At 61.7% G+C, this 22803-nt stretch carries 20 protein-coding genes and 1 tRNA gene; 5 read left to right on the top strand and 16 right to left on the bottom strand.

The genetic code is table 11. The features are described 5' to 3' along the window. Positions 1-18: 18 nt before the first annotated feature. From ACGHP5_RS01650 to abc-f, 4 genes are all read right to left on the bottom strand, one after another. Positions 19-594 (bottom strand): M48 family metallopeptidase, encoded by a 576-nt coding sequence (locus ACGHP5_RS01650; protein ID WP_295901658.1) that lies wholly within the window; start codon positions 592-594, stop codon positions 19-21. After that, entirely contained in the window at positions 591-2324 is a 1734-nt protein-coding gene (locus ACGHP5_RS01655; RefSeq protein WP_390567895.1) for a DUF4153 domain-containing protein, read from the bottom strand. The genes ACGHP5_RS01650 and ACGHP5_RS01655 overlap by 4 nt, the downstream gene beginning before the upstream one ends. A 146-nt stretch (positions 2325-2470) precedes the next feature. Then, the gene (gene rlmB / locus ACGHP5_RS01660) at positions 2471-3211 is read right to left on the bottom strand and encodes a 23S rRNA (guanosine(2251)-2'-O)-methyltransferase RlmB (RefSeq protein ID WP_295901652.1); all 741 of its coding nucleotides are present in this window, start codon (positions 3209-3211) and stop codon (positions 2471-2473) included. Between the two features lie 115 nt (positions 3212-3326). Then, positions 3327-5264 carry a ribosomal protection-like ABC-F family protein gene (gene abc-f / locus ACGHP5_RS01665; protein WP_390567896.1) on the bottom strand — a complete coding sequence of 646 codons (1938 nt, stop codon included), beginning with the start codon at positions 5262-5264 and terminating at the stop codon, positions 3327-3329. An 80-nt stretch (positions 5265-5344) separates the two neighbouring features. Here abc-f and ACGHP5_RS01670 point away from each other — a divergent pair, with 80 nt between their 5' ends. Then, complete coding sequence (locus ACGHP5_RS01670; protein WP_015547195.1) at positions 5345-5905, top strand: HD domain-containing protein; 561 nt, start codon at positions 5345-5347, stop codon at positions 5903-5905. A 55-nt stretch (positions 5906-5960) separates the two neighbouring features. Here ACGHP5_RS01670 and rpe read toward each other — a convergent pair whose 3' ends face one another. After that, on the bottom strand, positions 5961-6611 hold the full coding sequence (gene rpe, locus ACGHP5_RS01675; RefSeq protein ID WP_118406765.1) for a ribulose-phosphate 3-epimerase: 651 nt from the start codon (positions 6609-6611) through the stop codon (positions 5961-5963). A gap of 63 nt (positions 6612-6674) precedes the next feature. Between rpe and ACGHP5_RS01680 the strand changes: the two genes are divergently transcribed. Continuing rightward, a complete protein-coding gene (locus ACGHP5_RS01680) occupies positions 6675-8036 on the top strand; it encodes a DNA recombination protein RmuC (RefSeq protein WP_168949594.1) in 1362 nt (453 codons plus the stop codon). Between the two features lie 82 nt (positions 8037-8118). Beyond that, a complete protein-coding gene (locus ACGHP5_RS01685; protein WP_390567897.1) occupies positions 8119-10734 on the top strand; it encodes a TIM-barrel domain-containing protein in 2616 nt (871 codons plus the stop codon). A gap of 63 nt (positions 10735-10797) precedes the next feature. Here the strand turns inward: ACGHP5_RS01685 and ACGHP5_RS01690 are convergent, their stop codons facing one another. The 5 genes from ACGHP5_RS01690 to dnaG all read right to left on the bottom strand — a co-directional run bounded on the left by ACGHP5_RS01690 (position 10798) and on the right by dnaG (position 15517). Further along, a complete protein-coding gene (locus ACGHP5_RS01690; RefSeq protein ID WP_337772017.1) occupies positions 10798-11352 on the bottom strand; it encodes a hypothetical protein in 555 nt (184 codons plus the stop codon). An 8-nt stretch (positions 11353-11360) separates the two neighbouring features. After that, the gene (gene tsaB / locus ACGHP5_RS01695; protein ID WP_337772015.1) at positions 11361-12068 is read right to left on the bottom strand and encodes a tRNA (adenosine(37)-N6)-threonylcarbamoyltransferase complex dimerization subunit type 1 TsaB; all 708 of its coding nucleotides are present in this window, start codon (positions 12066-12068) and stop codon (positions 11361-11363) included. Between the two features lie 5 nt (positions 12069-12073). Then, a complete protein-coding gene (locus ACGHP5_RS01700) occupies positions 12074-12859 on the bottom strand; it encodes a Cof-type HAD-IIB family hydrolase (protein WP_337656582.1) in 786 nt (261 codons plus the stop codon). Next, positions 12856-13320 (bottom strand): SsrA-binding protein SmpB, encoded by a 465-nt coding sequence (gene smpB / locus ACGHP5_RS01705; protein ID WP_295901627.1) that lies wholly within the window; start codon positions 13318-13320, stop codon positions 12856-12858. The genes ACGHP5_RS01700 and smpB overlap by 4 nt, the downstream gene beginning before the upstream one ends. A 223-nt stretch (positions 13321-13543) precedes the next feature. Further along, positions 13544-15517 carry a DNA primase gene (gene dnaG / locus ACGHP5_RS01710; RefSeq protein ID WP_168949606.1) on the bottom strand — a complete coding sequence of 658 codons (1974 nt, stop codon included), beginning with the start codon at positions 15515-15517 and terminating at the stop codon, positions 13544-13546. 177 nt (positions 15518-15694) lie between these two features. Here dnaG and uvrB point away from each other — a divergent pair, with 177 nt between their 5' ends. Beyond that, on the top strand, positions 15695-17740 hold the full coding sequence (gene uvrB / locus ACGHP5_RS01715; protein WP_390567898.1) for an excinuclease ABC subunit UvrB: 2046 nt from the start codon (positions 15695-15697) through the stop codon (positions 17738-17740). A gap of 48 nt (positions 17741-17788) precedes the next feature. Here the strand turns inward: uvrB and ACGHP5_RS01720 are convergent, their stop codons facing one another. The 6 genes from ACGHP5_RS01720 to ACGHP5_RS01745 all read right to left on the bottom strand — a co-directional run bounded on the left by ACGHP5_RS01720 (position 17789) and on the right by ACGHP5_RS01745 (position 22597). Beyond that, positions 17789-18280: a GtrA family protein gene (locus ACGHP5_RS01720; RefSeq protein ID WP_290531855.1), complete on the bottom strand. Its 492-nt coding sequence runs from the start codon at positions 18278-18280 to the stop codon at positions 17789-17791. Continuing rightward, the gene (locus ACGHP5_RS01725) at positions 18280-19254 is read right to left on the bottom strand and encodes a hypothetical protein (protein WP_390567899.1); all 975 of its coding nucleotides are present in this window, start codon (positions 19252-19254) and stop codon (positions 18280-18282) included. Before ACGHP5_RS01725 ends, ACGHP5_RS01720 begins: the two co-directional genes overlap by 1 nt. Beyond that, a complete protein-coding gene (lgt, locus tag ACGHP5_RS01730) occupies positions 19251-20123 on the bottom strand; it encodes a prolipoprotein diacylglyceryl transferase (protein WP_290531856.1) in 873 nt (290 codons plus the stop codon). Before lgt ends, ACGHP5_RS01725 begins: the two co-directional genes overlap by 4 nt. A 188-nt stretch (positions 20124-20311) precedes the next feature. Then, a complete protein-coding gene (locus ACGHP5_RS01735; RefSeq protein WP_290531748.1) occupies positions 20312-21361 on the bottom strand; it encodes a cell wall metabolism sensor histidine kinase WalK in 1050 nt (349 codons plus the stop codon). 4 nt (positions 21362-21365) lie between these two features. Continuing rightward, positions 21366-21962: a riboflavin synthase gene (locus ACGHP5_RS01740; protein ID WP_390567900.1), complete on the bottom strand. Its 597-nt coding sequence runs from the start codon at positions 21960-21962 to the stop codon at positions 21366-21368. A gap of 5 nt (positions 21963-21967) precedes the next feature. Then, the gene (locus ACGHP5_RS01745; protein WP_290531750.1) at positions 21968-22597 is read right to left on the bottom strand and encodes a hypothetical protein; all 630 of its coding nucleotides are present in this window, start codon (positions 22595-22597) and stop codon (positions 21968-21970) included. A 43-nt stretch (positions 22598-22640) separates the two neighbouring features. On the opposite strand from ACGHP5_RS01745, the gene ACGHP5_RS01750 reads away from it, so the two are divergent. Next, positions 22641-22715, top strand: a tRNA-Arg gene (locus ACGHP5_RS01750). The last annotated feature ends 88 nt before the right edge of the window (positions 22716-22803 follow it).

A 22803-nucleotide genomic window follows, 5' to 3' on the forward strand; every position in this document is an offset into this window, starting at 1 on the left:
ACGACCGCCCGAAGCGGCTCAACGAATTGCGAAACCCCTTAACTCCCGGTTAAGGGGTTTTTCGCACCCTCCGACCAGACGATCGACCAAGGCATGGAAACGGGGCGAATGGTCGTGGTGAACCGTGTGGCAGAGTTCGTGGACGATCACATAGTCGCGCAGGTGCTCCGGAAGGGTCATCAGAAAGAGGCTCAACGAGATGTTGTTGCACCCCGAACAGCTCCCCCACTTCGTGCGCGAGGCGCGGATCGAAAGTTTCCCGTACTTCAGCCCCGTCGCCTCCGACAGCCGCGCAATACGCCCCGGCAGATCGGCTTTCGCCGCGCGGCGCAGTTCTTCGATACGGGCCTCCTGCTCCTCGGGCGGCAGCTGCGGAGGCAGGGATGCCCGTTTGCGGGCCAGCCGTTCGCGCGCCGCCCCGATCCATGCCTCTTTTTGCTCCAGAAATCCCAAAGCCCGTTTTTGCGACACCCCGCAGGGAAACGCCAACCGCACGGCCCCCGTGGCGCGCACCGAAATGGAAATGCGGCGGGCGCGCACGGTCTGCGAGAGGGTCACCTCGCCCAGCCGGGGATGCACATAGACCGAGATCATCGCATCAGCACAGCATTGATCGACATTCCCTGTATTACAACGGCAGAGTCCGTACGTTCCAACTTAATATTTTCGAACAGAATCCGGCAACGGTCATCGCGGTAATCCAACAGCCGCAGCAACTGCTCCGGCGTAGGCTCGCACGCTTCGGCCGGATCGAATCCACTCCTTTCCAATTGGCGTTCCAGCAAATCCCGACAGGGAATCCCGTATACGGCTCGCTCCTCCCCCAAAAACAGACGAAGCGTATCGTTACTGATATCATAACTATTATCGTTGTACCAGTTCCGGAGATTCGTATAATAATGCGGATATTCCGCATTTACCTCGAACCGGACATTAATGGGTGCCTCCAGTTCAATGATATTGGTATCGACACATGTATCGACACAACACCAATCATAGCCCCACCTCACGTAATCGCGCATCCCTTCGGGGAAGATCGCGGCCAGATCGTCGAGGTCCTTCACACCGAACCGTGCGAAAGCCGCGCTGTCGCGGCGGATGTAGTCGAGCGACTCGTACAAGTGGCGGTACTGCTTTTTATATACCGTATCGGCAAGCGGAAACGGCGTCAGCAGAAGCCGTCCCCCGGCGTCGAGACGATCGAGCGACCGCGCGATCCGCTCGGCGCGATGCAGCTGCGACCGCACGGCGACCCTCTCCGGCTCGAAAGCCGGCACATAGGCGACCGCGGCGAAGCTCACCCACGCCGCAAGGCACACCCACAGGTAGCGGCCCGCGCGCCGCGACAGAAACAGCAGTACGCAGAAGGTCATCAGGCCGCCGCACACCACGAGGTAGACGCGCGGTTCGGTCAGCCCGTATTCGTTCGTACGGCGCACCACACCGATCCAGAACAGCACCAGCACGGGCAGCGACACCAGGCTGAAACGATTGAAGAACCAGTCGTAAATCCGCTTTTCAAGCAGTTGCCCCAGCGCCTTCACGGCCAGCGCCGTCATCGTGAATCCGAAGACCATGTAGGCCACGCCGCCCTCGGGCAGCGACCACGTGACGAGGATTTTGACCATGTAAAGGTAAAGGATCACGGCATAGATCAGCAGCGCGGGCGTCACGATGTAGTTCAGCAGCACTTCGAGGATGCGGTTGCCGCGCAGTTCGGCGCCCCGCCAACGGTCGGCCATCATCAGGAACAGCAGCGGCACGGCCAGTGTCTCGCAGATCGTCACGGCCCAGACCGCGACGTCCCCGATCCATTCGCCTTCAAGCCCGAAAATATAGGTCGTCGAGTAAAGTATGGCGTAAAACAGTCCCAGCGCGACATTGGCGAACAGCAGGGCCAGCGCACCCGAGCGCAGCCAGATGACCGTTCCGCTCACGAAAAGGTCGTTCCGCACGGTCCGCAGGCTCAACAGCAGCAGCAACGGAGCCAGTATGCCGAGCGAGATGTGAAAAGGTGCGCTTCCGACCCACGCCTCCAGCCCGCCCCAGAGCGACAGCGGCACGAGCGGGACCCACGAAACCCAGTAAACCCTCCGCCACGGTCCGCGGCCCGCCAGCACGTTGAGCGCAAGGGCCAGCGCGAAGAAGAGCGGCACAAGGGCCAGCTTCACGAGAAGCAGGTCGTCGTCCCATTGCTGTTCATAGGTCGCGAGACATCCCACGCAGGCATAAAGCGCCAGGAGCATTTCGACCGGGTACGACCGCACGACCCGCACGGCCCCTTCGCGGAGCCAGCGCAGGCAGGATTCGAGTTTCTTTTTCATAGGTTTATCAGTGTCTGTCTGGTTTATCGGATTCCGCGGACCGCAATCACAGCCCGCGGATGTATTTGCCCCGCCCTTCTTCCCGCAAAAGCGGCGTCCCGCACGGCGGCAGGCCGGCATTCCGGAGAATCGGTTCCGGGAAACGGCTATTCACCGCCTTCGCCGATGCGTTGGCGTACGACCTCGAACAGCATCACGGCCGCCGCGGCCGAGACGTTGAGCGACTCGATGTGGCCGATCAGCGGGATGGCCAGCTGCTCGTCGCAGAGTTTGAGCACCTCTTTCGAGATGCCCGTATCCTCGGCGCCCATCACGATCACCGTAGGACGGCGGAAATCGGCGTCGTAGAGCAGCTTGCGGCTCTTCTCCGTGGCGGCTACGACCTGGAAGCCCTCCGTCTGCAAAGCCTTGAGCGTGTTGCGGACCGAGCCGACACGGCACACCGGAATCGTCGTCAGCGCCCCGGCCGACGAACGGATCGCCTCGGCGTTCACGGGCGCAGAGTTCTTCAGCGGCGTGATCAGCCCGTGCGCCCCGGCGCACTCGGCCGAGCGGGCGATGGCCCCGAAATTCCGCACGTCGGTCACCCCGTCGAACAACACCACGAGCGGCGTCTCGTCTTCGGGCACACGTTCCAGAATGTCGGCCAGCTGCACATACTCGATAGCCGCGGTCTGCGCCACGACTCCCTGGTGGTTGCCGCGCGTCAGGCGGTTAAGCTTCTCGACCGGAACCTCCTGATAATGCAGGCGGTGGCGCATGCAAAGGTCTTTCAGCTCCTGCATCAGCTGCCCTTCGGCGCCCTTGCGGATGTAGAGTTTTTCGATCTGCTTTCCGGCCTCGATCGCTTCGGCCACGGGACGAATCCCGAAAATGATATTATCCATTGTGCAAAATTATTATCTGTTCATCGTAAAGTCCGGCGCGGATGGGACATACAAGACGTATTTCCCATTCGGGACGGACGAGGGATGGACGAAAAGAGCCGCATAAAATCGAAAATCACTGTTCTTCGACGAGTTCCAGCTCGTACGACGCCTTCTCCCACTCGTGCATCTGGTGGTCGTAGCGGGTTTTCAGTTCGTTGTAGGCCTTGTAGTCGGCCTCGTTGTATTCGGTCGCGGCGGCGAACCGCGCATCGTACTCCGCGATCCGCTTCTCGATCTCCGCCAGGTCGGCCTCCACGGCTTCGACGGCTTTCCGCAACTTGCGGACCTGCCTCTCCTGCTCCTTCCGCTGCTCGTAGGAGAGTTTTCCGGAGACAGCCGGCTCGTCGCCCTTCGCCGCGGTCTTGGCCGGAGCGTCCTTCCGCTCGATCTCCTGCAGCGACTCCAGCTTGCGCTTTTCGAGGAAATAGTAGATGCCGCCCAGGTACTCCTTCACCCCGCCGTCGCGGAATTCGTAGACCTTCTCGACCATGCCGTCGAGGAATTCGCGGTCGTGCGACACCACGACCACCGTCCCGTCGTATTTCATGATGGCGTTCTTGAGGATGTCCTTCGAACGCATGTCCATGTGGTTCGTCGGCTCGTCCAGCACCAGCAGGTTGCGCGGTTCGAGCATCATGCGGGCCATCGCCAGACGCGCCCGTTCACCGCCCGAGAGGACCTTGACCTTCTTGTCGATGTCCTCGCCGCGGAACAGGAACGCCCCCAGAATGTCGCGCAGGCGGGTGCGGATGTCACCCACAGCCACACGGTCCAGCGTGTCGTAGACCGTGAAATCGCCGTCCATCAAATCGTCCTGATTCTGGGCGTAATACCCGATATTGACGTTCGCCCCGAGGCGCACCGACCCTTCGGTGGGCGTCAGCTGGCCGATCAGCATGCGTGCGAGGGTCGTCTTGCCCTCGCCGTTGCGGCCCACCAACGCGATCCTGTCGCCCTTCTCGATGACGAAATTCGCGCCGCTGAAGACATGTTTCTCGCCGAACGACATGCCGGCCTCGCTGATCTCCGCGACGATCTGCCCCGAGCGGGGCGCGGGCGGGAACTTGATGTTGAGCGTGGCGAGATCCTCTTCCTCGATCTCGAGACGGTCCAGCCGCTCCAGCTGCTTGATGCGCGACTGCACCTGGTTCGACTTGGTGGGTTTGTAACGGAATTTCTCGATGAACTCCTCGGTCTTCTCGATCATCCGCTGCTGGTTCTCGTAGGCCGCCACCTGCTGCGCCCGGCGCTCGGCGCGCAGGACGACGTATTTCGAATAGGAGACCTTGTAATCGGTGATCTTGCCCAGCGACAGTTCGACCGTGCGGTTGGTGACGTTGTCCAGGAAGGCACGGTCGTGCGAAATGAGCAGCACCGCGCCGTTGTAATTCCGGAGATACTCTTCGAGCCACTGAATCGACTCGATGTCGAGGTGGTTCGTCGGCTCGTCCAGCAGGAAGATCGAGGGCCGCCTGAGCAGCAGCTTCGCCAGTTCGATACGCATGCGCCAGCCGCCCGAGAACTCGCTCGTGGCGCGCCCGAAGTCCTCGCGCTTGAACCCGAGGCCCAGCAGCGTCTTCTCGATGTCCGCGTCGCGGGTCTCGCCGCCGAGGATATGATAATGGTCCTGCGCGTCGTTCAGACGGTGCAGGAGCTGTTCGTATTCGGGGCTTTCGTAGTCGGTGCGCTCGGCGATCTCGCGCGTCAGGGCCTCGATCTCGGCCTCGAGCCGCAGCACCTCCTCGAAGGCCTTGGCGGTCTCCTCCGCGAGCGTCGTGGTGTCCGCCACGCGCATCGTCTGCGGCAGGTATCCGATCGTGCAGTCGCCGTTGAGCGTCACGGCGCCCGACGTGGGCTGCTGTTCGCCCGTAATGATGCGCAGGAGCGTGGTTTTGCCCGCTCCGTTCTTGCCCACCAGTCCGATGCGGTCCTTCGGGTTGATCAGGAACGAAATATTGTCGAAAAGGGTCCAGCCCCCATAACTGACGGTAAGGTTGTCTAATGAAATCATGGCGAATCTAAAAACACCGCAAAGTTAGCGATTTAATCCGACATATCGTATCTTTACGGTCCCGAAACAGAATCCCGGAGATGGAAAAACTGGAACGATACCTGCAATTCATGCGCGAAGCCGAACGGCTGAAAAACGTCCTGCGCTCGGCCCGCACCTCGACCGGACGGCACGAAAGCACCGCCGAACACACGTGGCGGCTGGCGCTGCTGGCCCTCGTCCTTGCGGACGAAAAACCGGAACTCGACCTGCCTCGGGTCCTTGCGATGTGCCTGGTCCACGACCTCGGGGAGGCTTACGAAGGCGACATCCCGGCCGTTGCGCAGTGCGACCCCGCCTCCAAGGCCGCGGCGGAACTTGCGGCCATGGAGCGGCTCACGCCCCTGCTGCCCGCAGAAGCCGCAGCACGCATCCGGACGCTCTGGGAGGAGTACGAAGCCTGCGCCACGCCCGAAGCCCGCTGGGTCAAGGCGCTCGACAAGGCCGAGACCATCCTCCAGCACAATCAGGGAGCCAATCCCGCCGATTTCGATTACGAATTCAACCTGACCTATGGCGCGGAGTGGTTCCGCGACGATGCGCTCCTGCGCCGACTGCGCCGCCTGCTCGACGCCGAGACGGCCCGGCACGCCGGACGCTGACGGAGTGTTTTTTCCGAAATGAAATCCCCTGCGCTCTTCCGGACGGACCCTCCGGTCAGGCGTTGAGCATCTTCACGACCTCGGCCTGCGGATCTTCGGCTCCGAAAACGCTGCTGCCGGCCACCAGCACGTCGGCGCCCGCCCCGTAAACCGCTCCGGCGTTGCGGGCCGAGATGCCTCCGTCGACCTCGATGATCGTTTCGAGACCCATCTCCCGGGCCATCGCCCGCAGCTGCGCGATCTTCTCCAGCGACCCCGGGATGAACGACTGTCCGCCGAATCCCGGCTCGACGCTCATCACCAGCACCAGATCCACCAGCGGCAGCACCTCGCGCAGCGCCTCCACCGGCGTCGCCGGCTTGACCGACACGCCCGCTTTGGCTCCGGCCCGGCGGATCAGCGCGACGCACCCCGCGGGGTCGTCCGTCGCTTCGAGGTGGAAGGTCACCAGATCGGCCCCCGCCTCGGCGAAGCGCGCGACGTATTTTTCCGGGCTGACGATCATCAGGTGCACGTCGAGAAATTTCGCCGTCGCCTTGCGGATGGCTTTCAGCACGGGAAACCCGAATGAAATGTTGGGGACGAAAACGCCGTCCATCACGTCGATATGGACCCATTCGGCCGCACTGGCGTCGACCATCCGGGTATCGCGCTCCAGATGGCCGAAGTCGGCCGAGAGCATCGAAGGGGCTACTATACGTTGCATGAATCAAAGAGTTTGTCGGTCAAAGATACGAAAAATTCCACGGAAAATTCTACCTTTGTCAGTATGAACACCGCATTCATTCTTGCAATCATCGTGCTCGGCGCCCTCTCGGCGGCGCTCGGGGCCATGCTCGCCGCCGCCCGCCGCGAAGCCGGCCACCTGCGTGCCGACAAGACCGCCGCCGAGCAGGCCCGCCTGCAAGCCGAAGCGGACATCCGCGTGCAGATCGAAACGCGGCTGCGCACCGAAACCGAACTGGCCGCCCTGCGCGCCTCGTCCCAGACGGAAATCGCCGGCCTGAAACAAAAGAACGCCGAGGAGCGCGCCGCCGAGAAAGCCGAACGCGAACAGCTCGAAGAGCGTTTCCGCCTGCAATTCAAAAACCTCGCGACGGAGATTCTGGGCGAGCAGTCGCAGCGGTTCAAGGAGACCAGCAGGGAGTCGATCGACATCCTGCTGAAACCGTTCAAGGAGAACATCGTCGACTTCCGCAAGCGCGTCGAGGAGATCTACACCACGCAGACCTCCCAGCGGGGCGAGCTGAAATCGGAACTCAAACGCCTGATGGAACTCAACCAGACGATCTCCACCGAGGCCCGGAACCTGACCGACGCCCTGAAAGGCAATTCGAAGGTGCAGGGCGACTGGGGCGAGATGCTGCTCGAAACGATCCTCGACAGTTCGGCCCTCTCGAAGGGCATCCACTACCAGACGCAGTGCAACATCAAGGACGAGGAGGGGCGCAACCTGCGGCCCGACGTGGTGCTGCATCTGCCCGAGAAGAAGGACATCGTCATCGACTCGAAAGTCTCGCTCACGGCCTTCGTGGGTTACTCCTCGGCCGACACGGAGGAGGAGCGGCGGCGTTATCTCGCGGCGCACATCGCCTCGGTGCGGCAGCACGTCACCGAACTGGGGCGCAAGGAGTACCAGCGGCGGCTCAATTCGCCCGATTTCGTCATCATGTTCATCCCCAACGAACCGGCGTTCCTCGCGGCGTTGCAGAACGACACGGCCATCTGGTCCGACGCCTACGACAAAAAGGTGATCATCTCGTCGCCGACGAACCTTTTCGCCCTGCTCAAACTCGTCGCCGACCTCTGGAAATACAACGACCAGGACAAGAACACCAAGGAGATCGCCGCCTGCGGACTGAAACTCTACGAACAGCTGGTGGCCTTCACCGCCTCGCTCGAAGGGGTCGGCACGGCGCTGGACAAGGCCCGCGACGCCTACGAAGACGCCCACAAACGCCTCTGCACGGGCAACGACAACATCATCCGCGTCGGCGAACGCCTGCGCAAAACCGCCCGCCTGCAAACCAAGCGGCAGCATGCCGCGCGCACGCTCGAAATCGCCGGCAGCGATGCGGATTCGGACGACCGTTCCGAGGCCCCCGCCGCCCTGCCGGACAGCGGCGCATAGCCCCTCCGCAAAAAAATCGCGCCGCAGGCTCATCGTTTTGCCTGCGGGATGTGTCTATTCAGCAAACTAACCCCATAAACTTATGAAAAGAGCGACAATTCTTTTTATGGTCCTGTGGCTGACGCTGGGCGCAGCCGCGGCCGGGAATCCCAAGGCCGACCCGCGGGCCGTCGTCGAGGCGGGCAACGCACGCTTCACGGTCCTCACCCCGCAGCTGATCCGCATGGAGTGGAGCGAGGACGGCCGTTTCGAGGACCGCGCCACGCTGACCTTCGTCAACCGTGAGACGCCCGTGCCGGACTTCAAGGTCCGCGACACGAAATCCCGGCTGACGATCACCACCCCGGCCCTGACGCTGACCTACACCAAAGGCGGCAAGTTTTCGGACAAAAACCTGAAAGCCGTCTTCCGGCTCAACGGCCGCGAGGTCGTATGGACCCCCGGCACGGAGGACCCGCAGAACCTCATGGGCACGACCCGCACGCTCGACGGATGCGACGGCAGGAAGCTGGGGCGCGAACCGATGGAGCAGGGGCTTCTTTCGCGCGCAGGATGGTCGGTGGTCGACGACAGCGGCCGCCACGTGCTGACGCCCGACGGCTCCGCCTGGAAAGAGTGGGTCGAGGCGCGCCCCGCGGGCGACCGCCAGGACCTCTACCTCTTCGCCTACGGGCACGACTACAAGCAGGCGCTCGCCGATTTCCAGCTCGTCGCAGGCCGCGCGCCGCTGCCTCCGAAGTACACCTTCGGCTACTGGTGGAGCCGCTACTGGCAGTATTCGGACAATGAGTTCGTCGACCTGGTGCAGAAACTCAAGTCGGTCGACATTCCGATCGACGTGCTGATCGTCGACATGGACTGGCACGAGACCTGGGGCCTGCGCAAGAAAAACCCCGCCAAGGACGAGTACGGACAGCGCATCGGCTGGACCGGCTACACCTGGCAGAAGGAGCTGTTCCCCTCGCCCGCGAATTTCCTCCGATGGACCGAAAACGAGCAGCTGAAAGTAGCGCTCAACCTCCACCCCGCCTCGGGCATCCAACCCTACGAAGACGTTTACGAGCCGTTCACCCGGGAGTACGGATGGACCGAAAAGGGCAAGAGCGTGCCGTTCCATATCGACGAACAAAAATGGGCCGACGCCTATTTCAAGACCGTGCTGAACCCGATGGAGCGCCAGGGCGTCGATTTCTGGTGGCTCGACTGGCAGCAGTGGATGGAGTCGAAGTTCACCCCGGGACTTTCGAACACCTTCTGGCTCAACTACACCTTCTTCCACCACGCCGAGCAACAGAACCCCGCGCTGCGGCCCTTCATCTACCACCGCTGGGGCGGCCTCGGATCGCACCGCTATCCGCTGGCATTCTCGGGCGACACCTACGCCAAGTGGGAGACGCTGGCCTTCCTGCCCTACTTCACGTCCACCTCGTCCAATGTCAACTACGGCTACTGGGGCCACGACATCGGGGGCCACATGTTCAAGAAGGAGACCCGCGAGACCGACCCCGAGCTTTACACCCGCTGGCTGCAATACGGCGTCTTCACCCCGATCTTCAAGACCCACTCGACCAAGGACCCGCGCATCGAGCGCTACCTCTGGTTCTTCCCCGACCACCTGTTCGTCATGCGCGACGCCATCCGCCTGCGCTACACGCTCGCACCCTATATCTATGCCGCGGCCCGCGAGAACTACGACACGGGCGTCGGCATGTGCCGCCCGATGTACTACGACCATCCCGAGCAGGACGAGGCCTACAACGTCCCCGAGCAGTTCATGTTCGGCGGCGACATCCTCGCCACGGCCGTCGTGGAGCCGGTCGACAGCGTCACGGGGCTCGCCGCACGCCGCATCTGGTTCCCCGAGGGGCGGTGGTACGACTGCGCCACGGGAGCGATGTACGAGGGCGGCCGCACCGAAGAACTGCACTACACCCTCTCGGAAAACCCCTGGTACGCCCGGGCCGGAGCCATCCTTCCGATGAACCCGCAGACGGTGAAAAACCTCCAGCAGCCGTGCGACACGCTGGTGCTGACCTTCATCCCCGGGGCCGACGGCGAACTTGTCCACTACGAGGACGACGGCGTCAGCCAGCAGTACGCCACGGCCTACGCCACCACGAAGGTCACCAAGACGCAGACGGGCAACACCCTGCGCGCCGTCATCGCGCCCCGCGAAGGCTCCTACGCGGGCGCTCCCGGCAGCCGCAGCTATGAACTGCGCTTCCCCGCCACCTTCCCGCCCCGCTCGGTGACGGTCGACGGACGCGAAATTCCTTACGCCCGCTTCCCCAAGGCCGGCGAGTGGACCTACGACGCCTATACGCTCGCCCCGGTCGTCTACACGGGCGAGGCCGCCTGCGACCGTCCGCTGGAGGTCGTGCTGACCTTCGACGACCATGCCGCGGCACACCAGTCCGACCTCTACGGCAAGAGCGGCGTCTTCAAACGCTGCGTCGGCCTGACCGTCGAATTCAAGACCGAGCAGGGCAAGACGGAACCCTACCTGATGCTGCCCGTCGAGTACCTCAACGTGTCGCAATGCCCCAACTTCATCCTCGAAGACCCGGGCCGTATCGCCGACTACCTCGCAGCCTACGAGAGGAACAAGGCCGCGCTGTTCGAGACCACGGACCGAATGACGATCATCGGCGACAATTTCAAGAAACGCCTCCGCGCGCAGATCGGCGGCGTGAAATAGCCGCCCGCCCGAAATGAAAAACCCCGCTGATACCAGCGGGGTTTTCATTTCATTCCGGTCCGGTTACGGCCTCGCCTTCCAGCTTTTGCGCATCCGGCTTTCGATGCCCGGCGTCGCGTCGAGAGCCATCGCCTCCACGATGTCGTCCCACGATTCGGCGACCCAGCCGATACGCTCCCGGCAGCGCTTCAGAACCTCCACGGCCCAGACCTTCACGGCGACTTTGGACTCCGGCGACACGGCCCATTCGGCGGCCGCCTCGGCGATCCGCTCCAGGTCGCCCGATTCGGGTGTATAACGTCCCAGCAGGTCGGCCATGATCTTGCCGAAATGACGCCGCGCGCTGGCATTGGCGCACGCCGCGAAATCCTGCCGGCAAAACTCCTCCGCATGGGGCATAAACGCCTCGGGGGCGCCGAACCAGATCCGTTCGAGCACATAGGCGCTGCGAAACAGCACCTTCTGCCGGACGGGCTTCGGCAACTCCGGATGCGGCGCGGTCGCCACCCCGTACAACAGGTCCACGGCCCCGGCATCGCGCACCCGCCGGGCCGTCTCGTCGGCGAAATTGCCATAGAACCGTTCCGACAGGAGTTTCACGAGGTCCGCTTCGGTCATACAACCGCTCAAAACAGTTTCTTGCGGGATGTCGTAACGACGAAATCCTTCAGGTAGAACGGCTCGAAATAGGCGATGTCCTCCGTGCGTCCTTCGTCGAGGGCCTGCTGGGCGAGACGGGCAAGCCCGCGGGCCGACGGAGTCACCTCCACGCATACCGCGTCGGGAAGGATGTCGGCACACTTGCGCGCTCCGCTGCCGAAGATCACGAACGGACGCCCCTGACCGCGGAACGCCGGGAAACTTCCAGCGTCGACCACCTCGGCCGAGACCTCGCTCTGCGGACGTCCTTCGACATCGAAAACCTGCGCGTAGACCTCCATGCGCCGGGCGTCGACCATCGGACAGAGGTAAGCCCCGTCCCAACCGTCGACCGCGAGAATCCCCGCCTCGTAGTCCTCGCGGGCCACCTCGGCCAGCGCGTCCAGCGACCCGACGGCCACCAGCGGTTTCCGCAGGCCGTAGCAAAGCCCCTTGGCGAACGACACACCGATGCGCAACCCCGTATACGATCCGGGACCTTTACCCACAGCCACGGCGTCGAGATCGTCGGGCGCAATGTCCGTCTCGCGCAGCAGTTCGTCGACGAACACGCCGACCTTGCGGGCGTGGTCGCGCCCCTCGTCGCTCTCGCGCAGCGACAGCAGTTCGCCGTCCTTGGCGATACCCACGGAACAGACGTCCGTTCCGGTCTCAATACATAGAATCAAAGACATATTCCTTATCGTTTATCAATCACCCCGAAATGCTCCAGCGCACGGCGAATCCCGTCGTCGTCGACCGAAGCCGTTATGTAGTCCGCGGCGGCGAGCGCCTCGTCGCACGCGTTGCCCATCGCCACGCCCACACCTGCGGCCCGCAGCATTGCCACGTCGTTGCCGCCGTCGCCGAAAGCCATCGTCTCGTCGTGCGCAAAGCCGAAATGCGCGGCGAACTCGGCCATGCCCGTCGCCTTGTCGACACCCCTCACGTTGATGTCGGCGAAAACCGGACACCAGCGCGTCGCCACGAGCGACGGCAGCTCGGCCATCACCCGGCGCTGGGTTTCGGGGTCGAAGAAGAAGCACATCTGGCAGCACCCGGCATTGTCGAACAGCTCGTAGAGATTCGTTTCGACCGGCATCGGATGCGCCACCATCCGCGCCCACTCCTCGGCGCCGGGCGACAGACGGTTGACGAACAGCCCCTCGTTCAGCTCGAAGGCCAGCGAGAACCCGTAACGGTCGGCAAGCTGCATGGCGCGCTCGAAATCGGACCGCGGAATCGGATGCCGGGCCACGACGCGGCCGTCGCGCATCAGGCAGTCGGCGCCGTTGAGCGCCGCCACGCCGTCGTAAGGAATTTCGCCCAGCTCGTCCAGGTCGGCAGCCGCGCGCCCCGTGGCGATAAAAAGCCGCACACCTCGTGCGTGGGCCTCACGCAGCGCAGCGAGCGCCGAGGCTGGCACTTCGTGGGTCTTGAAACTGATCAACGTCCCGTCGACGTCCAGAAACAGGGCTTTTTTCATCGCCTATAAGTCTTTAGGGCCTTGTCCATCTCGCGCTTGGCATCGTTCTCCTTCAGATACTCGCGCTTGTCGTACGACTTGCGGCCGCGGGCCAGCCCCACGACGACCTTCGCCAGGCCGCGCTCGTTCAGGAACAGCCGCAGGCCCACGATCGTGAGTCCCTTGTCCTGCGAGGCGCGCCGGAGTTTGTCCAGTTCACGGGCCGTGAGCAGCAGCTTGCGGTCGCGGCGCGGCACGTGGTTGTTGCACGTTCCCCAGGCGTATTCGGCGATGTTGATGCCGCGCACCCACAGTTCGCCCTTGTCGAAATAACAGAACGTATCGACCATCGAGGCCTTGCCGGCGCGGATGGACTTGATCTCCGTTCCGACGAGCACGATGCCCGCAACATATTCTTCCAGAATCTCATAGTCGAACGTCGCGCGCTTGTTCCGGATATTTATCTTTTTCTGTTCACTCATAATACTCAAAAACGGCACACAAATTGCGATTTTAATTGCGGGGGTGGGAATCGGTCAAGGTAACTAATTCTTTTATCTTTGATATGTTTTACACATCTTTCTGTTTATTTTCTGTTTGCACACGGTATGCGCAGTGATGCGTGTACGACCCGAGACCCGCCCCCTTTTTCTTTAAAAATCCTTATCCCGAAGTCTCCCTTCAATGCGGCCCGTCAAATACGGGTTATAAAATCAATCGTTGTATTTTATTTGCAATCGTTACTTTGACCTGATTGTAGGCCGTAAGCCGCTGCACCACGTCGCGCATCTCCTCGTCGGAAATGTTCTCGTCGCCCAGCCGGCCCTGCAACTCCTTGATCAGCGCCTCAATCACCTTCGACTTGTAGAGCGTCACGGCCTTCGGAACCCCCACGGCCAGCATCTCGGCGTCGGTGTCGATGTGGATCTCCTTACGCCGCCACAGCTCGCTGGCCACGTAGTTGTCGTCCGAGGTGAGGATGTCCACCGACATGTTGCATACCTCGGGGTCGATATGGTTCAGGAAGACGTGCGCCGGAACCTCCACCCCCGTCCCCAGCTGCGCCCACTGCTCGCGGTAGGCCGCCATGATCTTGTTGTAGACCGGATTGCGGAAGGCGATGTTGTCGTCGCTGAGCTCCGAGAAAATCACCTCCGCGACGTTGCACGCCACCATCGTCCGGCCCTCCTTGAAATCGAACGAGCAGTGCCCGTACTTGAGCAGGTATTTCACGATCTCGCGCTCCAGCGTCTCGAAACTGCTCCCCGCCTCGACCTGTTTGACGAACTCCACCCCGGGCTGCTGCGCCTCCCGCTGCCGGAGGGTCGTCTGACGGCGCAGGAACTCGTCGGTCTCGCGGTCGCCCGACGTGGTCATGCGCTTGCGCGCCACCTCCGAAATGAGTATCTGCTCGTCGATGTCCATGATCCGCGCGCACTCCTTGATGTAGACCGAGCGCTGAATCGGATCGGGAATCACCGACACCGACTGCACCATGTCGGCGATCAGCGCCGCTTTGCGGATCGGGTCGCCCTCGGCGTCCTGCAACAGCAGTTTGGCCTTGAACTCCAGGAAGTCCTGCTCGTTGGCGCGGATATACTCCTGCAACTCGGATGCCGTATGGCTGCGCGCGAACGAATCGGGGTCCTCCGGCTCGGGCAGCAGCACCACGCGCACGTTCATGCCCTCCTTCAAGATCATGTCGATACCGCGCAGCGAGGCGTGAATGCCCGCCGAGTCGCCGTCGTAGATCACCGTGATATTCTTCGTAAAGCGGTTCAGCAGGCGTATCTGCTCCGTCGTAAGCGACGTGCCGGACGAAGACACGACGTTCTCGACCCCTGCCTGATGCATCGAAATCACATCGGTGTATCCTTCGACCATGATGGCGAAATCCTGCTGCTGAATGGCCTTCTTGGCGAAATAGAGACCGTAAAGTTCGCGTTTCTTGCTGTATATCTCGCTCTCGGGGGAGTTCTGGTACTTGGCCACCTGCTTGTCGGTGCGCAGCGTGCGGCCTCCGAACGCCACGATGCGCCCCGAAATGTTGTGCACGGGGAAGATCACACGGTCGCGGAAGCGGTCGTAGAGCGACCCGTCGCTCTCGCGTTGCAGCGAAAGCCCCGTCGAGACGAGAAACTCCTGTTTGTAACCCGCCGCCAGGGCGTCCTTCGACATCCGGTCGCCCTTCGCCGGACAGAATCCCAGTCCGAATTTCCGGATCGTGGCGTCGGTCATGCCGCGCTTCTGACGGAAATAGGCCAGGCCCACGCTCTGCCCTTCGGTCTCGCGGTGGAGGTAATTGGCGAAGTACTCCGCAGCCCAGCCGTTCAGGGCGAACATCGACTCGCGGTCGTCGTTGCGTCGCACCTCCTCCTCGGTCATCTCCTTCTCCTTGACCTCGATGCCGTAGCGCTTGGCCACCATCTTCAGCGCCTCGGGATAGGTGATGTTCTCGTGTTCCATCAGGAAGGTCACGGCGTTGCCGCCCTTGCCGCATCCGAAACACTTGTAGACGCCCTTCGAGGGCGACACGACGAACGACGGGGTTTTCTCGTTGTGGAACGGACAGCACGCCTGGTAGTTCACGCCCTTACGTTTGAGCGTGACGTAATCGCCGATAATATCCACGATATTGGCGGCGGCGTAAATGCGGTCTACTGTTTCCCGGTCGATCATAGCCTACAAAGGTACGAATAATCGAATTAAGAATTAAAAATTAAGAATTAAAAATTATTCACCGCCCGCCGTCTTCCATCCGATGTCCCCGCACTTCTTCGGCATGAGATTCGAACACGAGGAAATAATTCGCGACTTTTAATTCTTAATTTTTAATTCTTCACTACCTTTGCATCTATGGATTTCAAGTTAGTATCGGACTATGCCCCGATGGGCGACCAGCCGGAGGCGATCGGGCAGCTCGTCAGCTCGATCGAACACGGGTCCAAACACAACACGCTGCTGGGCGTGACGGGTTCGGGAAAGACTTTCACGGTGGCCAACGTCATCGCGCGGCTGAACCGTCCGACGCTGGTCCTGAGCCACAACAAAACCCTCGCGGCGCAGTTGTACGGGGAGTTCCGCAACTTCTTCCCGGAGAACGCCGTGGAATATTTCGTGTCGTATTACGACTACTACCAGCCGGAGGCCTACCTGCCTTCGACGGACACCTATATCGAGAAAGACCTCCAGATCAACGCCGAGATCGAGAAGATGCGCCTCGGCACGGTCGCCACGCTGCTGTCGGGCCGCCGCGACGTGATCGTCGTGTCGAGCGTCTCGTGCCTCTACGGCGCGGGCAACCCGGCGGACTTCCACGCCACGGCCATCAACATCAAGGTGGGGCAGGTCGTCAGCTACAAGCATTTCCTCTACAAGCTGGTCGAGGCGCTCTACACCCGCACCGAACGCGAGCTGGAGCCTGCGACGTTCCGTGTCAACGGCGACACGGTGGACATCATGGCGGCCTTCGGCGAGTTCGGCAACCAGTGTTTCCGCGTGATGTTCTTCGACAACGAGGTGGAGGCCATCCAGTCGATCGACCCCGTCACGGGACAGCGCATCGCCTCGCTCGACAGCATCACGCTCTACGCCACGAACCTGTTCGTGACGACCAAAGAGCGCATCAACGCCGCCGTGCAGCAGATCTACCTCGACCTGGGCAAGCAGATCGAGTTCTTCGAACGCGCCGGGCGTCCGATGGAGGCGCAGCGCATCAAGCAGCGCGTGGAGTACGACCTCGAAATGATCAAGGAGCTGGGCTACTGCCCGGGCATCGAGAACTACTCGCGCTACTTCGACGGCCGCGCCGCCGGGACGCGCCCCTTCTGCCTGATCGACTATTTCCCGAAGGACTACCTGATGGTCGTGGACGAGAGCCACGTCACCCTGCCGCAGGTCCACGCCATGTTCGGCGGCGACCGCGCCCGCAAGGAGAACCTCGTGGAGTACGGCTTCCGCCTCCCGGCGGCCAAGGACAACCGCCCGTTGACCTTCTCGGAGTTCGAACAGTTGCAGGGCACGTCGATCTACGTGAGCGCCACGCCCGCGGACTACGAGCTGATGAAGAGCGAGGGCGTGATCGTCGAACAGCTGATCCGCCCCACGGGGCTGGTGGACCCGCCGCTGGAGGTGCGCGTGACGCTGAACCAGATCGACGACCTGATCGGGGAGATCGACAAGCGCGTGAAGAACGACGACAAGGTGCTCGTGACGACCATCACCAAACGCATGGCCGAGGAGCTTTCGAAATACTTCGACCGCGTGGGCGTGCGCAACCGCTACATCCACTCGGACGTCGACACGCTGGAGCGCATCCAGATTCTCGAAGACCTGCGGGCCGGGATGTTCGACGTGCTGGTGGGCGTGAACCTGCTGCGCGAGGGACTCGACCTGCCGGAGGTGGCGCTCGTGGCGATCCTCGACGCCGACAAGGAGGGATTCCTGCGCAACGTCCGGTCGCTCACGCAGATCGCCGGACGCGCCGCGCGCCACTCGCAGGGCAACGTGATCCTCTACGCCGACACCTGCACCGACTCGATGCGCTACGCCATCGAGCAGAGCAACCGCCGCCGCGAGAAGCAGGTGCGCTACAACATGGAGCACGAAATGCTGCCGCGGCAGGCGCAGAAGAGCGGCTCGGGACAGAGCGCGCTGCTGGCGGGCCGCGTCGACACGTCGGAGGTCAACATGACGGCCTACCCCATCGCCGAAGACCACTACGCGGCGGCGGCCGACGTACAGAAAAACTACACGGCCAGCGAGAACATCGACGCGCTGATCGACAAGGCCCGCGAGGAGATGGAACGCGCGGCCAAATCGCTGGACTTCCTCGCCGCGGCGAAATTCCGCGACCGGATGTACGAACTCCAGAAACTGCGGGAGGAGAACCGCAAGAAATAGAAAAAGGGACCGTCACCGGTCCCTTTCCGTTTTGCGCATCCGGCGGCCCTACGGCTTTTCGGCGTGCCGGAAGGTGAAGTATTTGGCCGCGAGGAAACTGTAAACCGTCGTCAGCAGCGTGGTCATCATCTTCGCCGGCGTAGGCCACACGCCGCAGACCTCCACGAAGAATTTCAGACCCGCATAGGTCAGCAGGACCGATCCCGCCACCGAAAGCAGGTAGCGCAGGAGCTGCGTCCCGGCGCCGATCGGCGACCGACGGAACGCCACGTAGCGGTTGAGCCAGAAGCCCACGAAGAAGGTGAACGGAAAGACGAGGATCATCGCCGCGATATGCGGGGAGACGACCACGAATCCCAGGTCGAAATAGCGGTGGGCTACGATGAAATTGTAAAAGAGGAAGTAACAGAAGGGGTCGAATAGGATGTAGGTCACACCCCCGCAGACCGCGTAACGGAACACCTGCCGGGGCAGGACCGCGGCGACGGGCCGGATGTAAAACCAGTCGACCGCCCGGGTTATCAACTCCGCAAGGGCCATCAGCGGGCGGTATAGGTCCACATGTCGGGGAAACGCCCGCCCTGTGCGCGGATGAACTGCGCACAGACCCCGGCATCGTCCGACGAGAAGGGCGAAACCATGAATTTCTCCCCGAAACGGTAAATCCGGCAACGGAACGCCGACTCTTTGCCCGCGGTCTCCCGCACGGCACGCCGGGCGTTCTCTTCGGTGCTGAAAACCCCCAGCACGACATAGTGGCGGCCCGAAAGCAACGCCATCGGAGCGCCCTGTTCTTCGGCCCGATGCGTTTCAGCGGTCTCCGGTTCCGGTGCGGCGGCGGGCCTCTCCGGAGCCGCGCTCCCCGCCTGCGCGGCGAATTCCCCGGCCACGGGCTGCACCGCCGGGGGAACCCCGACCGAAGCATCGGGCGCCTCGACGGTCCCGAGGCTGTCGGGGGCAACGGGAATTTCCGTCACGGCCGCCGCTTCCGGTGTCTCCGACGCCTCCGGATAGAGCAGCAGGAACTCCCGCCCGCCGTAAACCACCGCGATCCCGATTGCCGCGACGCCGACCCACAGCGGCCAGTCGAAACGGCGCTGCACACGAATCCGCACGGGTTCGTGCCCCTGCGGATTCAGCCGGAGGTCGAACGCCTCGTCGAGGATAAAATTCTTGAATTTCAGCTCCCCGACGCCCTCGACGGTCAGCAGGTTGGCCCGGTGCACCCGGGCGATCCAACGGTCGTAGACGGCCTGCGCCTCGGCTTCGGGATTCTCGTATCCGCCGTCCTCGCGCATGACGCGGGCGATCTCGTCGACCAGCGACACGCCCTGCTGCTGCGAGGTGAAGGCCACCGTGCGGCTCGGCGGCAGCACCAAGCGCCGGTTGAGCCGCCTGGCTCCCTGCCGCTCGGTGTAGAACGAACCTACGCCGGGCAGAAAAACCTCCCCGCCGCCGGCCAGCAGATTGCCTATAAGCCTGCCGATCTGCTCTTCCATCGGATTACCGTTCATTTTTTCTTCTTTTTAGGCGTTGCGGCCGGGGCTTTCGGAGCCGGGGCCGGAACCGTCTCGGGCCGGGTGGCACCCCGCCAGATCATATAGATTCCCAGCAGGATGAAGGGAATGCTGAGCCACTGGCCCATGTCGAGGGCCCAGCCCAGTTCGAAAGGCTCCTGCTCGGTTTTGATGTACTCGATGAAAAAGCGCGTGAGGAAGGTGCCGATCAGGCCGATTCCGAACAGGATGCCCGGACGGCGGCGCGCGGTGTCCTTCTTGTAATAGAGCCAGCAGAGGATGCCGAAAGTCGCCAGATAGCAGAGCGCCTCGTAAATCTGCGTCGGGTGCACCGCCGCAGGGGCGAACTCGGCCACCCACTTGTGCGAACGAACGAACTCGAAGCCCCACGGCAGGGTCGTCGCCTGGCCGAAAATCTCCGAGTTGAAGAGGTTGCCCAGCCGCACGATCGCGCCGCCGATGCCCACCGGAATCATGATGCGGTCCAGCGACCAGATGTAAGGCAGTCTGTTGCGGCGCGAGAAGAGCCACAGCCCGATCAGCAGGCCGATGGCCGCGCCGTGGCTGGCCATTCCTCCGTCGCGGAATCCCGTGATGATGGTCCACGGCTTCGAAAGGTATTCCATCGTGTCGTAGAACAGACAGTGGCCGAGCCGCGCTCCGAGGATCGTGGCGAGCGTTCCGTAAATGAAGATCGACTCCGAGACCTTTGCGGGAAGTCCTTCGCGTCTAACGAAGTTGTCGAAGAATTTCGCGCCGATCAGGATGGCCAGCGCCCACATCAGCCCATAGTAACGGATGTCGAGCGACCCGATGCTGAACAGCACCGGATCGAAATTCCAGACAATGGATAGCGGTTGTGACAGTAATATCATTTATTCAAGTTGTTACTCCATTCGGCCCCGATTCCCTTTCGCCCGGCCGCAGTCGCCGCCTTCGGTGCCGTATTCAAATCTGCCCCGCCCCGACCCTCCTTCAGGGAGGGAGGCGGCCTGCGTTCCGCACATCATCGTAGAAACCGATTCTTACGATAAAGAACGGCCAAACAACGCTTTTATTTTACCTCCTGCAAATTCACCTTCTTCAGCGTGAAGGAGAACGTGCTGCCCACGCCGAGTTCGCTGCGGACCGTGATCCGTTCGCCGTGCGCCTCGACGATATGTTTGACGATGGCCAGCCCGAGTCCCGTGCCGCCCTGCTCCCGCGACCGCCCCTTGTCCGTACGGTAGAAGCGCTCGAACACGCGCGGCAGATCCTCCTTGGCGATGCCCGAACCGTTGTCCTCGACCTCGACCAGAATTTTGTCCAGCATGTCGCGGAACCGGATGCGGGTCTGCCCGCCCTCCTTGCCGTAGCGGATCGAGTTGATGATCAGGTTGACGAACACCTGCCCGATGTAGTGTTTGTCGGCCAGCACCCAGAAGGGCGAAGGCAGGTTGTCGGCCCCCTTGACCGAAATCCGGATCTCCTTCCTGTCGGCCTCCATCTCGGCCTGCTCGGCGATCTCCCTGGCCAGCGCCACCACGTCGAATCGCTCCAGATTGAGCTTGTTCATGCTGCTTTCGAGCTTCGAAATGGTGTCGAGGTCATTGACGATGTTGATCAGGCGGTCGATGCTCTTCTCGGCGCGTTCGAGGTATTTGCGGTTGATCAGCTCGTCCTCCAGCCCGCCGTCCAGCAGCGTCGAAATATACCCCTGGATATTGAATATCGGGGTTTTCAGTTCGTGGGCCACGTTGCCCAGATACTGCTTGCGGAAGCACTCGGCCTCCTTCAGCCGGGCGATCTCCTTGTCGTTGGTGTCGGCCCAGGCCGTCAGTTCCTCGCCGATGTTCTCGACGCGCTTGTCCTTCAGTTCCGAGAAGATCTCGTTGGTGTGCACGTCGCGCGAAAGCACGATCGAATAGATCGGCTTGAGTTTGTAAGCCACGTACTTGCGGATAATGAACAGCGCCGCGAGCGCCACCACGACGAACACTCCGGCCGACGTGCAGAGCGTGATCCACCACGCCACGTCGAGCAGCGTCATGCCTACGGCGACGATCGCCGCGGCGAGCAGGGCGATCCACAGCGACGCCCCCTCCTTTGTCTTGATGTGCACCATAGGCTTACTTCATGTAGTTTTGCATCAGCCGGGCGATGTATTTGCCGACGATGTCGAATTCGAGGTTCACGACCGAGCCGACTTCGATGCGGCAGAAATTCGTGTGCTCGAAGGTGTAGGGAATGATCGCCACCCGGAAACTGCTCTCCTTCGAGTCGCAGACCGTGAGGCTCACGCCGTTGACCGTCACCGAACCCTTCTCGACCGTACAGAGTCCGGCTCCCTGCGGCTCGTACTCGAAGGTGAAGTACCAGCTTCCGTCGGCATCCTCCTTCGCCGTGCAGACCGCCGTCTGGTCGACGTGCCCCTGCACGATGTGCCCGTTGAGCAGGGCATCGGGTTTCATCGACCGTTCGAGGTTGACCAGATCGCCTTCGCGCAGCAGCCCGAGGTTGCTCCTGTCGAGCGTCTCCTTCATGGCCGTCACGGTGTAGGTGTCCTCCGTGATGTCCACAACTGTCAAACATACGCCGTTATGTGCTATGCTCTGGTCGATTTTCAACTCCTTGCAGAAATCCGCCCGAAGCGTGAAATCCTTGTTCTGACGGTCCGTACGGATCGAAACCACTTCCGCCGTACGTTCCACGATGCCTGAAAACATACTCTTCAACTGTTTATGATCAATTTGCCCTTCACGTTGTAGACCGAGACTATATCGCTGACATTCAAAACGATGTCATCGTAATTCTCCCGATCTCCGGCCACCAGGCGGACTTTGCCCTCCTCGTCGGCGGCCCGAACTATCCGCAAAGTTACAATTTTTCGGCAGACAATCACATATTCACCCCCGGGAATAATTGCATCGCGGTCCACGGCTTTCAGCAGCACGACCGTTCCGGGCGGCACGATGCTTCCCATCGCACGCCCCGTATAGCACATCGCCAGGTCGCACGCCCCCACCGGAGGCACGACGAGGTTGCTCTCGGCGTCGAGGTGTTCCAGGTGCGCGATGCCCTGTTCGACATCCACATTATAATAAGGTATCTGCGCGCCGCGTGTCCGCTCTTCGGAGAACATCTGTCCTTCGCCGGTCAGCAGCCAGAGTTTGTCCACCTGGGGGAATTTGCTGACGATACGGTCGGCAACATCCAGCGAAATACCGTTGTTGCCCCGCTTTATCTGATAGAGGTTCTCACCGCGCGCCAGGCCGATATATCGCGCAAAATAGTTGGTCGACATATTCGCCCACTTGATTACGGCCTCGATTCTTTGCCAATTATTCTGCTTTTCTCGCATTTTTTTTCGAATATTAAAATTTTTTTTGCATCTTTGCACACCCGGTCCCGTAGTTCAATGGATAGAATATAAGATTCCGGTTCTTACGATATGGGTTCGATTCCCGTCGGGACTACCAGGCACAGGTGCGCAACAAGCGCACTTGTGCTTTTTTTTATCGTATCTGGGCGAATGCAAGGTCGGGCGTCACTTAATTTATTCAACAA

This window comes from Alistipes sp. i18-0019-D1 (assembly GCF_042852885.1).
Classification (GTDB): Bacteria; Bacteroidota; Bacteroidia; order Bacteroidales; family Rikenellaceae; genus Alistipes.